The organism is Streptomyces sp. BF23-19 (assembly GCF_041106355.1).
Taxonomy (GTDB): Bacteria; Actinomycetota; Actinomycetes; order Streptomycetales; family Streptomycetaceae; genus Streptomyces; species Streptomyces virginiae_A.
Genome location: NZ_JBGBPT010000019.1, coordinates 83,115 through 100,812, shown reverse-complemented (window position 1 = coordinate 100,812; position 17,698 = coordinate 83,115). Strand labels below are relative to the sequence as shown.

The window sequence follows — 17,698 nt, the reverse complement described above, 5'->3', positions numbered from 1 at the left end:
CTGCGCTCGAATGCAATGGCGCGTTGCACTGAGTGGCGGCGAAGGCAATACTGGCGGCATGCCTGGAGGACGGTTGACCCAGCAGGAACGCCAGCGCATCGCGGCCGGACTCACCGGCAAGCTCTCCTACGCCGAGATCGCCAGGCGGCTCGACCGGCCGACCTCGACGATCAGCCGGGAGATCTCACGCAACGGCGGCCCCGGCGGCTACCGGCCCCAGCAGGCGCAGCTGGCGACGGTCCAGCGGGCGCAGCGCGGCACACCGACACCCCCACGCGCGGCCGAAGCACCGAGCGGCACGATGGAAGAGGAGATCATCGAGCTGGCGGTCAGGTCGGGGCTGCCGAGGATGACGGCGCGCGTGCACGTCGACCTGTTGCTGTCCGAGGACGGCAGGCGCACAGCAGCCGAGCTGACCCGCAGACTGAAGGTCAGCCCAGCCTCCGTCTCCGTAGCGGTGAACTTCCTGGTCGAGCATGGGTATGTCCGGCGCGAGCGCGATCCGCAGCGGCGTCGCGACATCTACGTGGTCGACGACGACGCCTGGTACCACTCGATCGTGATCAGCTCGCGGCAGACGCTCGAGGCAGCGCAGGCCTCGACGGCCGCGGCGCAGACGTACGGGCCCGAGAGCCCAGTGGGGCAGCGGCTGGCCAAGGTGGGCGCGTTCCTGGAACAGGTCAGCCTGGACATGCTGGAGTCGGCCGACCGATGCCGCCGCCTCCTGGCGTGACGGGTCTCAGCCGAACCGTCTGGGCCGCCGGCGGACCGGTTCCTGCCGAACGTCACCGACCCATGCCATCCGGCCGTCCGGCACCGCAGCGGCACGGCGGGTACGTCTGGTTCCCCGCTGACGTCGACAACATGACCCCGGAGAAGCTCGTCGGCTCTCCCGCGGTCCACGAGGACACGGCCCGGATCCTTCTACGGCGCGTACGCCGGAGGGTTACCGCCACCGGGACATCGGCGGCTAGGTCGTCTCTTTCGGATCTTGTCGAGTGGGCCCGGGTCGTCCGGTGCGGTGCCTCGCAAGGAGGAGGGGCGCCCGTGTACTGGGCGTACTCGGGTGTCCCGACAACGCGGCGAGGGGCCGTGCCGGGCGGGCCGGGCCCGGCAAGATCCGGAAGAGACGGCCTAGGGCCGGTAGACGAGCTCGATCACCATCGCTGCGATGATCGCCCAGACCCCGATGCCGAGCAGCCACATGGCATCGAGGATCGCGCCGGTGGCGATCACGGTCAGACCTGCCGCCCCGAGGACGAGTACGGTCCGGCGGACGGCGCGATCGGGGCGCCAGGAGATGGTCACGACAGTGAGCATCCCTCCGGATCCACGTGAGGGCGAGGATCCGAAGGGTTTCCTGTCGGCATCTTGGCGGTGACGTCAGCCCGCGTGGACGTGCGGGCGCCGGGCGCGGTCCGGTTCGGCCTCGCGGATGACCTCGCGGGTGACCGGGGCGACCTCGCCCTGGCCGAAGAGGAAGAACCGGAAGAAGTTGGCGAACGGGTTGCCCTCGGTCCACTCGAAGTAGATGTGGGGCCGCTGCCCGGTCTCGTCGCGGACGTGGAGGAGGAGGGCGGCCAGGGCGTTGGGGATGCTGGAGCTCTCCAGGGTCAGGACGCGGTAGCGGTCGTGCAGCACTTCGCCGCGTACGCGCATGCCGGATTCGAACTCGGAGGCGTCCAGGACGGTGACCTCGACGAACATGACGTCGTCCCCGGCGGGGATGTCGTTGTCCGCGCGGATCTGTTCCTTCTTCTGCCGGTACTCCTCGCGGTCCCGGTTGTCGGGCTCGTTCGCGATGAACCGGATCGTGCGGTTGGCGGTGTCGCGGATGAACCGCTGAGCCATGTCGTCGAACTCCACGTGCGTGACGCGCAGCTCGAAGACGCGGGCGAGACGGGAGAGGAGGGAGAGAGCCATGATGCCGGCGATGAAGCAGGCGCCGATCTTCACACCGTCGGGGCGTTCCACGATGTTGACGGCGGTGGTGTAGATGAAGACGGCCGAGATGACGCCGAAGCCGATGGTCCAGCCGCGCTCCCCCGCCCGGCGGGCGGCGATGGTCACCGCGACCGCCGCCGAGGTGATCAGGACCAGGACACCGGTGGCGTACGCACCGCCCTGGGCGTCCACGTCGGCGTTGAAGATCCAGGTCACCAGGAACGCGACCAGGGTGAAGACGATGACCATGGGGCGCAGCGCTCGCGCCCAGTGGGGAGCCATGCCGTAGCGGGGCAGGTAGCGCGGCATCAGGTTCAGCAGGCCCGCCATCGCAGAGGAGCCGGCGAACCACAGGATCAGGATCGTGGAGATGTCGTAGACCGTACCGAAGGCCGATCCCAGGTACTCGTGGGCCAGGTAGGCCAGGGCCCGTCCGTTGGCCTCACCGCCTGGCTGGAATTGGGCCGGCGGGATCAGCAGCGTCGTGATGAAGCTGCTGGTGATCAGGAAGACGCTCATGATGATGGCCGCGGTCGTCAGCAGCTTCTTGGCACCGCGGATCCGGCCGGCGGGCTTCTCCTCGGTGTCCTCCGGGTCGCCCTTCACGTGGGGCATGACCGCCACACCGGTCTCGAACCCCGACAGGCCGAGCGCAAGCTTCGGGAACACGATGAGCGCGATGGCGACCATCATGAGCGGGTTGCCGTGCTCAGCGGTCAGCGCCTCGGTCCAGTCGGTGACGACATGCGGTTCGGCGGCCACCTCCCACAAGCCGCGCGCCACCACGACGACGTTCAGGCTGAGGTACGTGGCCACCAGCACCACGGCGACGCCGATGGCCTCGCTGAACCCCTTGAGGAACACAGCCCCGAGGAGCGCGATCATGATCAGGGTGATCAGCACCTCGTGACCATGCAAAGTGCTCGTGAGGTGCGGGTTCTCCACCAGGTGCGCGGTCGCGTCGGCGGCCGAGAGGGTGATCGTGATGAGGAAGTCGGTCGCCGCGAACCCGAGCAGGGTCAGGACGAACAGCTTCCCCTTCCAGAACGTCAGCAGCCGCTCCAGCATGGCGATCGAGCCCTCGCCATGGGGACTCTCCTCGGCCACCCGCCGGTAGACGGGCAGCGCGCCGAACAGGGTGAGGAGGACCAGCACGATGGTCGCGAGCGGCGACAGCAAGCCGGCCGCGAGCGCCGCGATGCCGGGCTGGTAGCCAAGGGTCGAGAAGTAGTCCAGACCGGTCAGGCACATCACCCGCCACCACGGGCGGCCGTGGGGCTGGGCCGCCGCCTCCTTGGCTGCGGGCGAACTGTTCTCGGCGGTCAAGCCTTCCAGCATCCACGCGCGCAGGCGCGAGGAGCGGGCCGGGGTGGCCATCGTGGGGAGCTCCTGTCGTACGGCAAAGAATCAGCCATCGACACCGACGGCGGAGCAAGCGTACGCAGATTGATCTCATATGCCTGCGGCTGAGGCAATCCTGACGCGTCCTTAACGCGGACATCGCCACCTGTGGAGTAGCGAACGTCCGGGGTGGTCAAGGACGAGGAGCGGGGGCGGCCCGGACGGAGGCCGCCCCCGCGGGGAACCGGCGGAGTGTGGATCAACGCCGGCCGGCCTGGAGCGGCCGTGGTCCGGGGGTGGGAAGATCCCTGCGGGAAGCGGAGGCTGCGATGGCTCGTGGGACAGGAGCCTCGCGTTCCCCTGACGAGCCGTTTACCCGAGGTCAGCCGAGGCCGGGGATGGTGGACACCAGCAGGTCGATGAGCTTGATGCCGACGAAGGGCAGGATCAGGCCGCCGAGGCCGTAGACGCCGAGGTTGCGGCGCAGCAGGTCGTGCGCGGAGGCGGGCCGGTAGCGGACACCGCGCAGGGCGAGCGGGATGAGGGCGACGATGATCAGCGCGTTGAAGATGATTGCCGAGGTGATCGCCGAGGTGGGGCTGCTCAGGCCCATGATGTTGAGTGCTTCGAGTCCCGGGTAGGCCGCGGTGAACATGGCCGGGATGATCGCGAAGTACTTGGCGACGTCGTTGGTGATGGAGAACGTGGTGAGCGCACCCCGGGTGATGAGGAGCTGCTTGCCGATCTCGACGATCTCGATGAGCTTGGTGGGGTTGGAGTCGAGGTCCACCATGTTCCCGGCCTCCTTGGCGGCCGAGGTGCCCGTGTTCATCGCCACGCCGACATCCGCCTGGGCCAGTGCCGGGGCGTCGTTCGTACCGTCACCGGTCATCGCGACCAGCTTGCCGCCCGCCTGCTCCCGCTTGATCAGCGCGAGCTTGTCCTCGGGCGTCGCCTGGGCGAGGTACTCGTCCACCCCCGCCTCCGCGGCGATGGCGCGGGCCGTCAGCTCGTTGTCGCCGGTGACCATGACCGTACGGATTCCCATGGCGCGCAGCTCCGCGAAGCGCTCCCGGATCCCCTCCTTGACCACGTCCTTGAGGTGGATGATGCCCAGCACCCGCGCCCCGTCCCAGTCGTGGACCGCCACCAGCAGCGGGGTCCCACCGGATTGCGAGACCTGAGCGGACCATGCGGCGGCCTCCGCCTGTACGGTCCCGCCGCGCATCGCCACCCAGTCCATGACCTCCACCACCGCGCCCTTGCGGATGGCGCATCCCGCACCGTTGTCCCAACTCAAGTTCACCCCGCTCATCCGGGTGCGGGCGCTGAACTCGGTGAAGTGGGGGTTGCTCAGGTCCTCGGCGGCGGCCGGCTGGAGCCCGTACCGCTGGGCCAGGGCCACGACGGACCGGCCTTCGGGGGTCTCGTCGGCGAGGGAGGACAGCTGGGCGGCGTCCGCGAGCTTGGTGTGGTCGATGCCGGGGAGCGGGATGAAGGCGGCGGCCTCCCGGTTGCCGTGCGTGATGGTGCCCGTCTTGTCGAGGAGCAGGGTATTGATGTCACCGGCGGCCTCGACGGCGCGGCCGCTCAGCGCGATGACGTTGCGCTGCACGAGGCGGTCCATGCCGGCGATGCCGATCGCGGAGAGCAGGGCGCCGATCGTGGTGGGGATGAGGGTCACCAGGAGGGCGACCAGTACGGTCGTGGACTGGGCGGCGCCCGCGTACGCGGCCATCGGCTGGATGCTGACCACGATCAGGATGAAGATGACGGTCAGGGCGGCCAGCAGGATGTTCAGCGCGATCTCGTTCGGGGTCTTCTGCCGGGACGCGCCCTCGACCAGCGCGATCATCCGGTCGATGAAGCTGTTCCCGGAACGCGAGGTGACCCGTACGACGATCGAGTCCGACAGCACGGTCGTACCGCCCGTGACACCGGACCTGTCGCCGCCCGACTCCCGGAGCACCGGGGCCGATTCACCGGTCACGGCCGACTCGTCCACCATTGCCGCGCCGTCGACCACGTCCCCGTCGGCCGGTACCAGCTCGCCCGCTTCGACGAGCACGAAGTCGAAGGGCTGGAGCTCGGCGGGCGTGACGACCTCGGTCTCGGCGCTGAGAAGGTTCGCCCCGTAGGTCCAGTGCTTCAGCCGCAGCGCGACCGTGTCCGTACGCGCCTTGCGCAGCGACTCGGCCTGAGCGCGGCCGCGGCCTTCGGCGACGGCTTCGGCAAGGTTGGCGAAAAGGACGGTCAGCCAGAGCCAGACGCTGATCACCCAGGTGAAGACCGACGGGTGGACGAGCGCCGAGAGTGTGGTCAGCACCGATCCGACGGCGACGACGAACAGCACCGGCTTCTTGACCAGTTCGCGCGGGTGGAGCTTGGCGACGGCCTCCCGGGCCGAGGTGGCGAGGAGCTCGGGCTCCAGCACGTTCACCTGGCCGGAGCGTTTCCGGGACGGACGGTTGACCGGGGTCCGCGGAGGTGTGCCGAGATCCGGGGGAACGTGCTGCGCGGCGGCGGGAGGCATGAAGCGACCTTCTGGTGAGTTCGGCTGGACACCCCCTGCCGGCAAGGTCGGGCAAGGACTGGGTGCGGGTGAGGGATGTCGCCGCCGGGGACTGTCTCGCATGGACCCCCTCGGCCGTCATGTGAGTAGTCGAGGTCCCCGGCGGCGCAACAGGCAGGAAACTACTGCCCGTCCCGGCGGAAATTCCCATGTGAGCCGGGGAATTGGCGCCTTCTTGACGGCAGCGCACGAGTCGCGTCAAGCCACCGTCAACAGCCCGTCAACGCCCGTCGGCAGTGATGCGGAAGCGCAGTCGGCAGATGACGGCGTCGGTGTCGCGGCGCACCGCGTGGGCGACGACGGAACCGCGCTGGTTCTGCAGCATCCGCTGCCACAACCGGGCGGGTTCCGTTTCCGGTATGAGGACGGTCACCTGGGTGTCCGGGTGTGCCTGCATCAAGTCGCGCACGTACGACGACACCGGCCGGCCGAGCGAACGGGTGCTCGAGCAGACCTCGATCAGCTCGATGCCGGGCTTCCACAACTCCCAATCCCGGCGCAGCGCTTCGGCTGCCTGCCGATCCTCCGGGCCGGAGTGGGTGACGGACACGGCGAGGACCTCGTCGCCGAGCGAGCGGGCCGCGGTCAGCGCCTGGCAGGTCAGTCGGGACAGCCCCGACACGGGCACGACGACCAGAGAGCGGGAGCGCTGGGGTGGCTGAGGGATGCGGCCGAGCTCCAGACGCTCGCCGATCCGAGCGTAGGCGCGGTGGATCTTCTCGAAGGCGAGGACGATCAGCGGCAGGGCGAGCACGATCAGCCAGGCGCCCTCGGTGAACTTGGTGGCGGTCACGACCACCGCCGAGACTCCCGTGAGGAGGGCACCGAAGCCGTTGAGGGCAGCTTTGGCCTGCCAGCCGCGCGGGCGTTCGCCGTACCAGTGCCGGACCATGCCGACCTGGCAGACGGTGAAGCCGACGAAGACGCCGATCGCGAAGAGCGGGACGAGGGTGTTGGTGTCGCCGCCGGAGAACACCAGCAGGACGGCGGACACGAGCGCCAGCCACACCACGCCGTGGCGGTGTACCTGGCGGTCCGCCTTGAGGGCGAAGACGTGCGGCAGGTAGTTGTCGCGGGCCAGCAGGCTCATCAGCACCGGGAGGCCGCCGAAGGAGGTGTTCGCGGCGAGCGCCAGCAGCACCATGGTGGCGAACTGGACGACATAGAAGGCCGCGTTGTGCCCGAAGGAGGCGTCCGCGAGCTGGGCGAGGACGGTGACGCCCTCGACCGGCTGGAGGTGGAAGCGGCCGATCAGGACCGACAGCCCGATCAGCATCACACCGAGCAGGGCCCCGAGCGCCACCTCGGTACGCTGGGCGCGACGGGCGGCCGGGGCGCGGAAGGACGGCACGGCGTTGGCGACCGCTTCGACGCCGGTCAGGGCGGAGCAGCCGGCTGCGAAGGCCTTCAGCAGCAACAGTGCGCCGACGGTTGTGGCCCCTTCGCCGAGAGCGGAGGCATGGCCGGCCGCCGAGGCGGTACTGACCGGGCCGCCGCGGAAGAGACCGACCGCGACCATGGTCAGGATCGACCCGACGAACACCGCGGTCGGTAGGAGGAACGCCTTGGCGGAGTCCACGACCCCGCGCAGGTTCACCGCCGTGACCAGGACCAGGACCCCGAGGCAGAACCACACCCGCTCCCCGTACAACTCCGGGAAGGCCGAGGTGAGGGCAGCGACGCCGGCGGTGACGGAGACGGCCACGTTCAGTACGTAGTCGAGGATCAGCGAGGCCGCGGCGACCAGGCTGGTGCGCCGCCCGAGGTGTTTCTTGGCGACGGCGTACGATCCGCCGCCGTCCGGGAACGCCGCGATCACCTGCCGGTACGAGGCCACCAGCACCGCCAGCAACGCCGCGATCGCCAGAGTGACCGGGAGGGTGAACCCGAGCCCGTAGGCACCGGCGGCCGCCAGGACCAACACGATCGACTCGGGCCCGTACGCGACGGAGGCCATCGCGTCCAGCGACAGCGCGGCCAGGCCCTGGAGGGCGGTCAGCCGGTGCCGGTCCCCCGATGCGGGAGGCGTCCGCACACCGGTATCAGGAGGTTCCTCCGTGCCCGGGGCCTGTCCGGCCGCGGTCGTCTTTCCCATGTCTATGGCCATCTTCGCTGTTCCTCCGATTGGACAAAGTGAGGACAGCGTCGGGATGGCGTGGCCGGATGACCAGTGCTCTTGGCGCAATCCATACGACCGTCGCGCCACTCTTCACGTGCTCCTGACGCCGGGGCCGCAAAGTCGTATGAGGTGCGTCAAGACCCCGTCTGGATGCGTGGCTCTTCACCGACCGGGGGCACGCTTGATATGCGCGACACATATCCGACGGAATCCAGGGAGTACACGCTGATGGACGCGGAAAACATGGTCGGGCTCATCGTTGCCGTCGCTCTGCTCGGCTACCTCGTGGCCGCCCTGATCAGGCCCGAGAGGTTCTGATTCGAGACCGTCCTGTCCGGACGGGAGGCATCACATGTCCGGATACTCGTACCGCCTCCACGACCGTGCCGTCCTGCTCGCGGCCCTCGTGGTGCCCTTCCTCGTGGCACTTGCGCTCGTACCGTTCCGAACCGACCTTTCGGCGACGAACGAGGCTCTGATCATGGTCGTCGCAGTGGTCGCCGTCGCCGCGCTCGGCGCCCGGGCGGCCGGGGCGCTGGCCGCACTCTCTGCGGCTGCCTGGTTCGATTTCTTCCTCACCAGGCCCTACCAGCAGTTCACCATCGCCGACGCTGACGAGGTCCAGACGGCCGTCCTCCTGCTCATCGTCGGGCTGATCGTCTCGCAGCTGGCCGTACGGGTACAGCGGCTCCGCACGGTCGTGGTCACCGACGCCGCACATCTGTCGAGCCTCCAGGGAACCGCACGTCTGGTCGAGGACGGCGGCGCGCCGGAAGCGGTGGTCGAGTACGTGCGCCGGGAGCTCGTCGGCCTGCTGGGGCTGCGCGGGTGCCGCTTCGAGTACGGCAGGCTGCTCGGGCACCGGCCGCGCCTGGAGCACGACGGCAGCCTGTGGCTGCGCAGCGGCGGCCGGATCACCGAGTACGCCGACTGGCCGGACGGCGAAACCGAGCTGCGGGTCGTCGGCGGCGGGCACTACTACGGCCGCTTCCTCCTCGATCCGCTCCCGGACCGTCCCCTGCCTCCCGAAGAGGCCCGTTTGGTGGCCGTCGCGCTGGCCGCGCAGGCCGGTGCCGCGCTGGACACGGCCGGCCTGTCCCACCAGGGCTGACCGGTGGTTCGCGGCCTTTCGCGTATGCGTGGCGTTAAGAGTTCCCCCGCGTCCGTATGGACCCCATCAAGGTGTCTTAACGCCGGGATGAAGACACGGTTATCTCGACATCGGCCATCTGGCCGATTCAATTCCTTCCTCATTCATCCAGGAGCTCACGGTGGCCGATCTGGCCTTCGTCGTCACCACGGTCGCGGTCTTCGCGTTGGTGGCTCTCATCGCCCGGGGGGTGACCAAGCTGTGAACGCCGAAAACATCGTCGGCCTCGTCGTGGCCGTCTCCCTGCTCGGATACCTCGTCCTCGCCCTCGTGTACCCGGAGAGGTTCTAGCCACCGATGAGTCCCGTTCTCGCTGGTGTGCTCCAGCTCCTCGCACTGATCGCTGCGCTCGCACTGGCCTACCGCCCGCTGGGTGACTACATGGCCCGCGTCTACTCCTCCGAGAAGCACTACAAGCCGGAGAAGTGGATCTACAAAGCCATCGGCGCCAACCCTGGCGCCGAGATGCGCTGGCCGGCCTATCTGCGCGCGGTCCTCGCCTTCTCGGCCGTGAGCGTCCTCTTCCTCTACGCCCTCCAGCGGGCGCAGGGGATCTTGCCCGGCTCGCTCGGCTTCTCCGCGATCGACCCCGACCAGGCCTTCAACACCGCCGCCTCCTTCGTGGCCAACACGAACTGGCAGTCGTACTACGGCGAGCAGGCCATGGGCCACGTCGTACAGACCGGCGGCCTCGCCGTGCAGAACTTCGTCTCCGCCGCCGTCGGCATGGCCGTCGCGGTGGCCCTCGTACGGGGCTTCGCCCGCTCCCGCACGGGTGAGCTCGGCAACTTCTGGGCCGACATGGTCCGCGGTGTCGTCCGCATCCTGCTGCCGATCTCGGTGATCGGCGCGATCGTCCTGGTCGCCTGCGGCGCGATCCAGAACTTCGCCGGCATCCACGAGGTCGGCCAGTTCATGGGCGGCACGCAGCAGTGGAACGGCGGCGCGGTCGCCTCACAGGAGGTCATCAAGGAGCTGGGCACCAACGGCGGCGGCTACTTCAACGCCAACTCCGCCCACCCCTTCGAGAACCCCAACCCGTTCTCCAACCTCTTCGAGATCTTCCTGATCCTCGTCATCCCGTTCGCCCTCACCCGCACCTTCGGCCGCATGGTCGGCAACCTGCGCCAGGGCTACGCGATCCTCGCCACGATGGCAACCATCTGGATCGGCTTCACCGCGCTGATGATGTGGACCGAGTTCGCCCACCACGGCCCGGCCTTCGACATCGCCGGCGGGGCGATGGAGGGCAAGGAGACCCGCTTCGGAGTCGGCGCCTCCGCGATCTTCTCGGTCGCCACCACGCTGACCTCGACCGGTGCGGTCAACTCCTTCCACTCCTCGTACACGGGGTTGGGCGGCGGCATCCAGCTGCTGGGCATGCAGCTCGGCGAGATCGCGCCCGGCGGCGTCGGCTCCGGCCTCTACGGCATGCTGATCATGGCGATCATCGCGGTGTTCATCGCCGGTCTGATGGTCGGCCGCACCCCCGAGTACCTGGGCAAGAAGATCGGCACCCGCGAGATCAAGTTCGCGGCCTGCTACATCCTCATCACCCCCGCCCTCGTACTCGGCTTCACCGCCGCCGCGATGGCGCTGGACACCCCGGCCAACTCGATGACCAACACCGGGGCGCACGGCTTCTCGGAGATCCTCTACGCCTACACCTCGGGCGCGAACAACAACGGCTCGGCCTTCGCCGGCCTGAACGCCGACACCCAGTGGTTCAACAGCACCATCGGCATCGCCATGCTGCTCGGCCGCTTCCTCCCGATGGTGTTCGTCCTCGCCCTGGCCGGCTCCCTCGCCGAGCAGAAGCCCGTCCCCGAGACCGCGGGCACCCTGCGCACCGACAAGCCGCTCTACACCGGCCTGCTCGTCGGAACCATCCTCATCATCACCGGTCTGACCTACTTCCCGGCGCTGGCGCTGGGTCCGCTCGCCGAAGGGCTCGCATCATGAGCACCGCCACACCGACCCGTGCTCCGCACGACGACCTGCCGACCGGCCACAAACCGCCTGCCGGCCGCGTGGGTGGGGGGCTGTTCGACCCCAAGGCACTGCTGAAGTCCTTCCCGGACGCGGTCCGCAAGCTCGACCCCCGGATCATGATCAAGTCGCCGGTCATGTTCGTGGTCCTGATCGGGTCGGTCGTCACGACCGTCCTGGCGGTCACGGACCCGACGAACTGGTTCGGCTGGGCGATCACTGCCTGGCTGTGGCTGACCACGATCTTCGCCAACCTCGCGGAGGCCGTGGCCGAGGGCCGCGGCAAGGCTCAGGCCGACACCCTGCGCAAGGCCAAGACCGACTCCGTCGCCCGCCGTCTGACCAAGGACGGCAAGGGCGAGGAGCAGGTGCCCGGCGCGGAGCTCCGTATCGGTGACCTGGTGGTCTGCGAGGCGGGAGATGTCATCCCCGGCGACGGTGACGTGGTCGAGGGTGTGGCCTCCGTCGACGAGTCCGCGATCACGGGTGAGTCGGCTCCGGTGATCCGCGAGTCCGGAGGTGACCGCAGCGCAGTCACCGGCGGCACGAAGGTGCTGTCCGACCGGATCGTCATCAAGATCACGACGAAGCCCGGCGAGACCTTCATCGACCGCATGATCGCCCTCGTCGAGGGCGCCGCACGGCAGAAGACGCCCAACGAGATCGCCCTCAACATCCTGCTGGCGTCCCTCACCATCGTCTTCCTGCTGGCCGTCGTCACCCTGCAGCCGTTCGCGATCTACGCGGACGCCAAGCAGTCCATGATCGTGCTGACGGCCCTGCTGGTCTGCCTGATCCCCACGACCATCGGTGCCCTGCTCTCGGCCATCGGTATCGCGGGCATGGACCGGCTCGTCCAGCGCAACGTCCTCGCGATGAGCGGGCGCGCGGTGGAAGCCGCCGGTGACGTGTCGACGCTGCTGCTCGACAAGACGGGCACCATCACCCTCGGCAACCGCCAGGCGTCAGAGTTCGTCCCGGTCAAGGGAACGACGGAGGCCGAGCTGGCGGACGCGGCCCAGCTCTCCTCCCTCGCGGACGAGACTCCCGAGGGCCGTTCCATCGTGGTCCTCGCGAAGGAGAAGTACGGTCTGCGGGAACGCCACCAGGGCGAACTGTCCCAGGCCGAGTGGATCGCCTTCACCGCCCAGACCCGCATGTCGGGCGTGGACGTGGACGGCAAGCAGACCCGCAAGGGCGCCGCCGGATCCGTCATCACCTGGGTCCGGGAGCAGGGTGGTCAGGTGTCCGACGACGCCGACACCCTGGCCAACAAGATCTCGGAGGCCGGCGGTACGCCGCTCCTCGTCGCCGTCAAGGACGACAAGGGCGCCCGCGTGCTGGGCGTCATCCACCTCAAGGACGTGGTCAAGGAGGGCATGCGCGAGCGGTTCGAGGAACTGCGCCGCATGGGCATCAAGACCGTCATGATCACGGGCGACAACCCGCTCACCGCGAAGGCCATCGCCGAGGAGGCGGGTGTCGACGACTTCCTCGCCGAGGCCACGCCCGAGGACAAGATGGCCCTCATCAAGCGGGAGCAGGCCGGCGGCAAGCTCGTCGCGATGACGGGTGACGGTACGAACGACGCCCCGGCGCTCGCGCAGGCGGACGTCGGCGTGGCCATGAACACCGGTACCTCGGCCGCCAAGGAGGCCGGGAACATGGTGGACCTGGACTCCAACCCCACCAAGCTCATCGAGATCGTCGAGATCGGCAAGCAGCTGCTGATCACGCGTGGCGCGCTGACCACGTTCTCCATCGCCAACGACGTGGCGAAGTACTTCGCGATCATCCCGGCCATGTTCGCCGTGGTCTACCCGGGCCTCGACAAGCTCAACATCATGGGCCTGTCGTCGCCGAACTCCGCGATCCTCTCCGCCGTCATCTTCAACGCGCTGATCATCATCGCGCTGGTCCCGCTCGCCCTCAAGGGCGTCCGGTACCGGCCCACCAGCGCCGACAAGATGCTCCGCCGGAACCTGGGGATCTACGGACTCGGCGGCCTGATCGCCCCGTTCATCGGCATCAAGATCATCGACATGCTCATCTCCCTCATCCCCGGAATCGGCTGAGACGACAATGAACAACTCAGTAGGCAACACAGCACGGTTGATCGGCGCGGGTCTGCGGGCCCTGCTGGTTCTGACGGTGATCTGCGGCGTGCTCTACCCGCTGGCCGTCACCGGGATCGCCCAGGCCCTCTTCAACGACCAGGCCAACGGCTCCGAGATCAAGGACAAGAGCGGCCAGGTCGTCGGCTCCTCCCTCATCGGGCAGACCTACAACCTGCCCAAGCAGAACCCCGACGACCCGGAGGAAGCCGCCAAGCCGGACCTCAAGTGGTTCCAGCCGCGCCCCTCCAACGGCCTCGGCTCCAACAGCGTCAACACCCAGTACGCGCTGATCCTCTCCGGCGCCACCAACCGCTCCGCCGACAACGGCGCGAAGGACGGCAAGTGCACCGACGAGGTGGAGGGCAGCCTCTGCTCCCAGGTCATCGCCGCCAAGGAGGCCGTCATCGCCGACAACTCCACCGCCGGCCACCAGATCAAGCCCGAGGACGTACCGGCCGACGCCGTCACCTCCTCCGGCTCCGGCCTCGACCCGAACATCTCCCCCGAGTACGCCAAGCTCCAGGTCCACCGCGTCGCCGAACAGAACAAGCTCGACGTCAAGCAGGTCGAGAAGCTCGTCGCCGACCACACCCAGGGCCGGACCCTCGGCTTCATGGGAGAGCCGCGTGTCAATGTCCTGGAGCTCAACATCGCCCTGAAGGCGCTGTCCAAGAGCTGAGCTCGACATCGCACGGACTGAGAGCCGGCGGGGCGCGGAGCTCCCCCAGCTACCGCTGGGAGGTGCCCCCAACGCCCCGCCGGCTCTCACCGTGCCCGTTACGAAGGAAAGGCTGCACACCGATGACTCGGGTGCTGGTGGTGGAGGACGACCCTCAGCTCGTCCGCGCGCTCAAGATCAATCTCCAGGCGCGCAAATTCGAGGTCGAAGAGGCCTCCGACGGCGCCTCGGCCCTGCGGCTCGCGGCGGCCCGCAAGCCGGACGTCATCGTGCTGGACCTCGGGCTGCCCGATATGGACGGCGTCGACGTCATCAAGGGTGTCCGTGGCTGGAGCAAGGTCCCCATCCTGGTCCTGTCCGCGCGCCACACTTCGGAGGACAAGATCCGGGCCCTGGACGCCGGCGCCGACGATTACGTGACGAAACCGTTCAGCATGGACGAGCTCCTGGCCCGCCTGCGGGCGGCCGCCCGGAGAAATGAAGTGCCTGCGGCTTCCCAGGCCGACGAAGTCGCCGTGGTCACGACCGATGAGTTCACCGTCGACCTGGTCGCGAAGAAGGTTCGCCGGGGCGAGCGCATCGTACGACTGACCCCGACCGAGTGGCACCTGCTGGAAATCCTCATCACCCATCCGGGCCGGCTGATCACACAGGGACGGCTTCTGCTGGAGGTCTGGGGTCCGACCTACGGGGAGAACACCAATTACCTGCGTGTATACATGGCCCAGCTACGGCGCAAACTGGAACCAGACCCCTCGCATCCGCGCTATCTGATCACCGAACCGGGCATGGGATACCGCTTCGAACCCTGATCACCCGCCCGATCCACGGCACGGACCCCGTCGCCAGCAGAGAATGAAGAGTCGGAACATGGGACGCGGCAAGCTCCGCATCTACCTCGGCGCAGCGCCGGGCGTCGGCAAGACGTACGCGATGCTCTCCGAGGCGCACCGCCGGATCGAGCGGGGCACCGACTGCGTCGTCGGCTTCGTCGAACACCACAACCGGCCGCGCACCGAGGTGATGCTGCACGGACTGGAACTCATCGAGCGGCGCGAGATCGAGTACCGGGGCAGCACTTTCACCGAGATGGACGTGGACGCGATCCTCGCGCGGCGCCCCGCTGTGGCTCTGGTGGACGAGCTGGCCCACACCAACGTACCGGGCGCGCGCAACGCCAAGCGCTGGCAGGACGTCGAGGAACTCCTCCAGGCGGGCATCGACGTCGTCTCGACGGTCAACATCCAGCACCTGGAATCGCTGGGTGACGTGGTCGAGACGATCACCGGGGTACGGCAACGGGAGACGGTCCCCGACGAGGTCGCGCGCCGCGCCGACCAGATCGAGCTCGTCGACATGTCCCCGCAGGCGTTGCGCCGTCGCATGGCCCACGGCAACGTCTACAAGCCCGACAAGGTCGACGCGGCCCTGTCCAACTACTTCCGCCCCGGCAATCTGACCGCGCTGCGCGAGCTGGCCCTGCTGTGGGTCGCCGACCGGGTCGACGAGTATCTCCAGGAGTACCGGGGCGAGCACAATATCCGCTCGACCTGGCAGGCCCGCGAACGCATCGTCGTCGGTCTGACCGGCGGCCCGGAGGGGCGTCAGCTGATCCGCCGCGCCGCCCGCCTCGCCGAGAAGGGCGCGGGCGGCGAGGTCCTCGCCGTCTACATCGCCCGAAGCGACGGCCTGACCTCCGCATCGCCCAAGGAGCTCGCCGTCCAGCGCACCCTGGTCGAGGACCTGGGCGGCACATTCCACCACGTCATAGGCGACAGCGTCTCCGACGCGCTGCTGGAGTTCGCCCGCGGGTGCAACGCCACCCAGATCGTGCTCGGTGTCAGCCGCAGGCGATCCTGGCAGTACGTGTTCGGGCCGGGCGTGAGTGCCACGGTCGCCCGTGAATCCGGTCCCGATCTCGACGTCCACATCGTCACCCACGACGAGGCCGCCAAGGGCCGGGGCCTTCCGGTCGCTCGCGGTGCGCGGCTCGGCCGGTCCCGCATCATCTGGGGCTGGCTGGCCGGTATCGCCGGGCCGGCGCTGCTCACCGTCCTGCTGAACCAGGTCGTCCCCGATCTCGGGCTCGCCAACGACATGCTGCTGTTCCTCACCTTCACGGTGGCGGCGGCGCTCCTCGGCGGGCTGGTCCCTGCGCTGGCCTCGGCGGCCTTCGGGTCGCTGCTCCTGAACTACTACTTCACCCCGCCGCTGCACGAGTTCACCATCTCCGACCCCAAGAACATCGTCGCCATCGCGATCTTCGTCGGCGTCGCGGTGTCGGTGGCCTCCGTCGTCGACCTGGCCGCCCGGCGCACCCACCAGGCCGCCCGGCTGCGTGCCGAGTCCGAGATCCTCTCCTTCCTCGCCGGGAGCGTCCTGCGCGGCGAGGACTCCCTCGAAGCCCTCCTCGAGCGCCTGCGAGAAACCTTCGCCATGCAGTCGGTCGTACTCCTCGAACGGAGCAGTGAGGTCGCTCCCTGGAGCACCGCCTCAGCCGTCGGCCTCCGCCCGGTCGCCCGTCCCGAGGACGCGGACGTGGACCTGCCCATAGGCGACAACATGGCACTCGCCCTCACCGGCCGGGTGCTGCCCGCCGAGGACCGCCGCGTCCTCGGCGCCTTCGCCGCCCAGGCAGCCGTCGTACTCGACCGCCAGCGCCTGGTCGACGAAGCCGGCAAGGCCCGCGAACTCGCCGAGGCCAACCGCATCCGCACCGCCCTGCTCGCCGCCGTCAGCCACGACCTGCGCACCCCGCTCGCCGGCATCAAGGCCTCCGTCAGCTCGCTCCGCTCCGACGACGTCGAATGGTCCGAGGACGACAAGGCCGAACTCCTCGAAGGCATCGAGGACGGCGCCGACCGCCTCGCCGCCCTGATCGGGAACCTCCTCGACATGTCCCGCCTCAACACCGGCACCGTCGTCCCCCTCATCCGGGAGACCGACCTCGACGAGGTCGTCCCGATGGCGCTGGGCGGCGTACCTGAGGACAGTGTCGACCTCGACATCCCAGAAACGCTCCCGATGGTCGCCGTCGACCGGGGCCTGCTGGAACGGGCCGTCGCCAACATCGTCGAGAACGCCGTCAAGTACAGCCCCGACGGACAGCCTGTCAACGTCACAGCCAGTGCCCTGCACGAGCGCGTGGAACTGCGGGTCGTCGACCGTGGCCCTGGCGTCCCTGACGAGGCCAAGGGCCGGATCTTCGAACCCTTCCAGCGCCACGGCGACGCGCCGCGCGGCGCCGGAGTCGGCCTCGGCCTCGCCGTCGCCCGCGGCTTCACCGAGGCCATCGGCGGCACGCTCACCGCCGAGGACACCCCGGGCGGTGGCCTCACCATGGTCATCACCCTCCCCATAGCGGGCGGCGCACCGCCGGTCACCGCGGAACTCCCGACGTCGGCGGTCACCTGAACCGGCCCGCGGACCAGGCCCGATGATCGCCGGTCACATCCTGTGGCCGGCGATCGTCCCCCCGCATCAACTCAGAAGGCCCGCGATGGCCGTGAGGGCGGCGAGGTGACGCCGATAGGTCGTCATCCCCTCCTCGGTCAGAGACAGCCAGGTCCGGGGCCGACGCCCGACCTGCCCCTTCTCCACCGTCACCCAGCCCGCTTCTTCAAGGCGCGAGACCTGTTTCGACCGTGCAGAGTCCGTGATCTCCACGAGGTCCCGCACATAGGCGAACTCGGCCTTCTCCACAGGAGCGAGAGCCGCGACGATCGACAGACGCACGGCCGATGCGAGAAGGGGTGCGAGTCCGTGTCGCGGATGAGGGCCCTGACTG

Annotated in this window: 14 protein-coding genes and 1 pseudogene; 10 read left to right on the top strand and 5 right to left on the bottom strand. The window is 68.8% G+C overall.

Annotation, left to right across the window (positions count from 1 at the left end; genetic code table 11):
- Positions 1–10 precede the first annotated feature (10 nt).
- Positions 11–256: pseudogene (locus AB8A24_RS13865) on the top strand (helix-turn-helix domain-containing protein); the annotation flags it as partial.
- A gap of 45 nt (positions 257–301) precedes the next feature.
- Positions 302–733 carry a helix-turn-helix domain-containing protein gene (locus tag AB8A24_RS13860; protein ID WP_323184752.1) on the top strand — a complete coding sequence of 144 codons (432 nt, stop codon included), beginning with the start codon at positions 302–304 and terminating at the stop codon, positions 731–733.
- 401 nt (positions 734–1,134) lie between these two features.
- Here the strand turns inward: AB8A24_RS13860 and AB8A24_RS13855 are convergent, their stop codons facing one another.
- From AB8A24_RS13855 to AB8A24_RS13840, 4 genes are all read right to left on the bottom strand, one after another.
- Complete coding sequence (locus AB8A24_RS13855) at positions 1,135–1,320, bottom strand: hypothetical protein (RefSeq protein WP_327265723.1); 186 nt, start codon at positions 1,318–1,320, stop codon at positions 1,135–1,137.
- Between the two features lie 63 nt (positions 1,321–1,383).
- On the bottom strand, positions 1,384–3,321 hold the full coding sequence (locus AB8A24_RS13850; protein WP_328960506.1) for an amino acid transporter: 1,938 nt from the start codon (positions 3,319–3,321) through the stop codon (positions 1,384–1,386).
- A 346-nt stretch (positions 3,322–3,667) separates the two neighbouring features.
- On the bottom strand, positions 3,668–5,818 hold the full coding sequence (gene kdpB, locus AB8A24_RS13845; protein WP_369475833.1) for a potassium-transporting ATPase subunit KdpB: 2,151 nt from the start codon (positions 5,816–5,818) through the stop codon (positions 3,668–3,670).
- A gap of 259 nt (positions 5,819–6,077) precedes the next feature.
- The gene (locus AB8A24_RS13840; RefSeq protein ID WP_328960508.1) at positions 6,078–7,964 is read right to left on the bottom strand and encodes an APC family permease; all 1,887 of its coding nucleotides are present in this window, start codon (positions 7,962–7,964) and stop codon (positions 6,078–6,080) included.
- A 240-nt stretch (positions 7,965–8,204) separates the two neighbouring features.
- Between AB8A24_RS13840 and kdpF (AB8A24_RS13835) the strand changes: the two genes are divergently transcribed.
- The 8 genes from kdpF (AB8A24_RS13835) to AB8A24_RS13800 all read left to right on the top strand — a co-directional run bounded on the left by kdpF (AB8A24_RS13835) (position 8,205) and on the right by AB8A24_RS13800 (position 17,325).
- Positions 8,205–8,294, top strand: a complete 90-nt coding sequence (kdpF, locus tag AB8A24_RS13835) for a K(+)-transporting ATPase subunit F (RefSeq protein WP_328960509.1) — start codon at positions 8,205–8,207, stop codon at positions 8,292–8,294.
- Positions 8,295–8,328: 34 nt separating this feature from the next.
- Positions 8,329–9,087 (top strand): DUF4118 domain-containing protein, encoded by a 759-nt coding sequence (locus AB8A24_RS13830; protein ID WP_328960510.1) that lies wholly within the window; start codon positions 8,329–8,331, stop codon positions 9,085–9,087.
- Between the two features lie 240 nt (positions 9,088–9,327).
- Positions 9,328–9,417 (top strand): K(+)-transporting ATPase subunit F, encoded by a 90-nt coding sequence (kdpF, locus tag AB8A24_RS13825; protein WP_037789535.1) that lies wholly within the window; start codon positions 9,328–9,330, stop codon positions 9,415–9,417.
- A gap of 6 nt (positions 9,418–9,423) precedes the next feature.
- The gene (gene kdpA, locus AB8A24_RS13820) at positions 9,424–11,088 is read left to right on the top strand and encodes a potassium-transporting ATPase subunit KdpA (protein ID WP_369475830.1); all 1,665 of its coding nucleotides are present in this window, start codon (positions 9,424–9,426) and stop codon (positions 11,086–11,088) included.
- Positions 11,085–13,190, top strand: coding sequence for a potassium-transporting ATPase subunit KdpB (gene kdpB / locus AB8A24_RS13815; protein WP_033223110.1), 2,106 nt, complete (start codon positions 11,085–11,087; stop codon positions 13,188–13,190). The genes kdpA and kdpB (AB8A24_RS13815) overlap by 4 nt, the downstream gene beginning before the upstream one ends.
- Positions 13,191–13,197: 7 nt before the next feature.
- A complete protein-coding gene (locus AB8A24_RS13810) occupies positions 13,198–13,911 on the top strand; it encodes a potassium-transporting ATPase subunit C (protein WP_328960513.1) in 714 nt (237 codons plus the stop codon).
- Positions 13,912–14,033: 122 nt separating this feature from the next.
- The gene (locus AB8A24_RS13805; protein ID WP_328960514.1) at positions 14,034–14,723 is read left to right on the top strand and encodes a response regulator; all 690 of its coding nucleotides are present in this window, start codon (positions 14,034–14,036) and stop codon (positions 14,721–14,723) included.
- Positions 14,724–14,781: 58 nt separating this feature from the next.
- Positions 14,782–17,325, top strand: a complete 2,544-nt coding sequence (locus tag AB8A24_RS13800; protein WP_328960515.1) for a sensor histidine kinase KdpD — start codon at positions 14,782–14,784, stop codon at positions 17,323–17,325.
- A gap of 66 nt (positions 17,326–17,391) precedes the next feature.
- Here the strand turns inward: AB8A24_RS13800 and AB8A24_RS13795 are convergent, their stop codons facing one another.
- Positions 17,392–17,646 (bottom strand): transcriptional regulator, encoded by a 255-nt coding sequence (locus AB8A24_RS13795; RefSeq protein WP_328960516.1) that lies wholly within the window; start codon positions 17,644–17,646, stop codon positions 17,392–17,394.
- Positions 17,647–17,698: the final 52 nt, after the last annotated feature.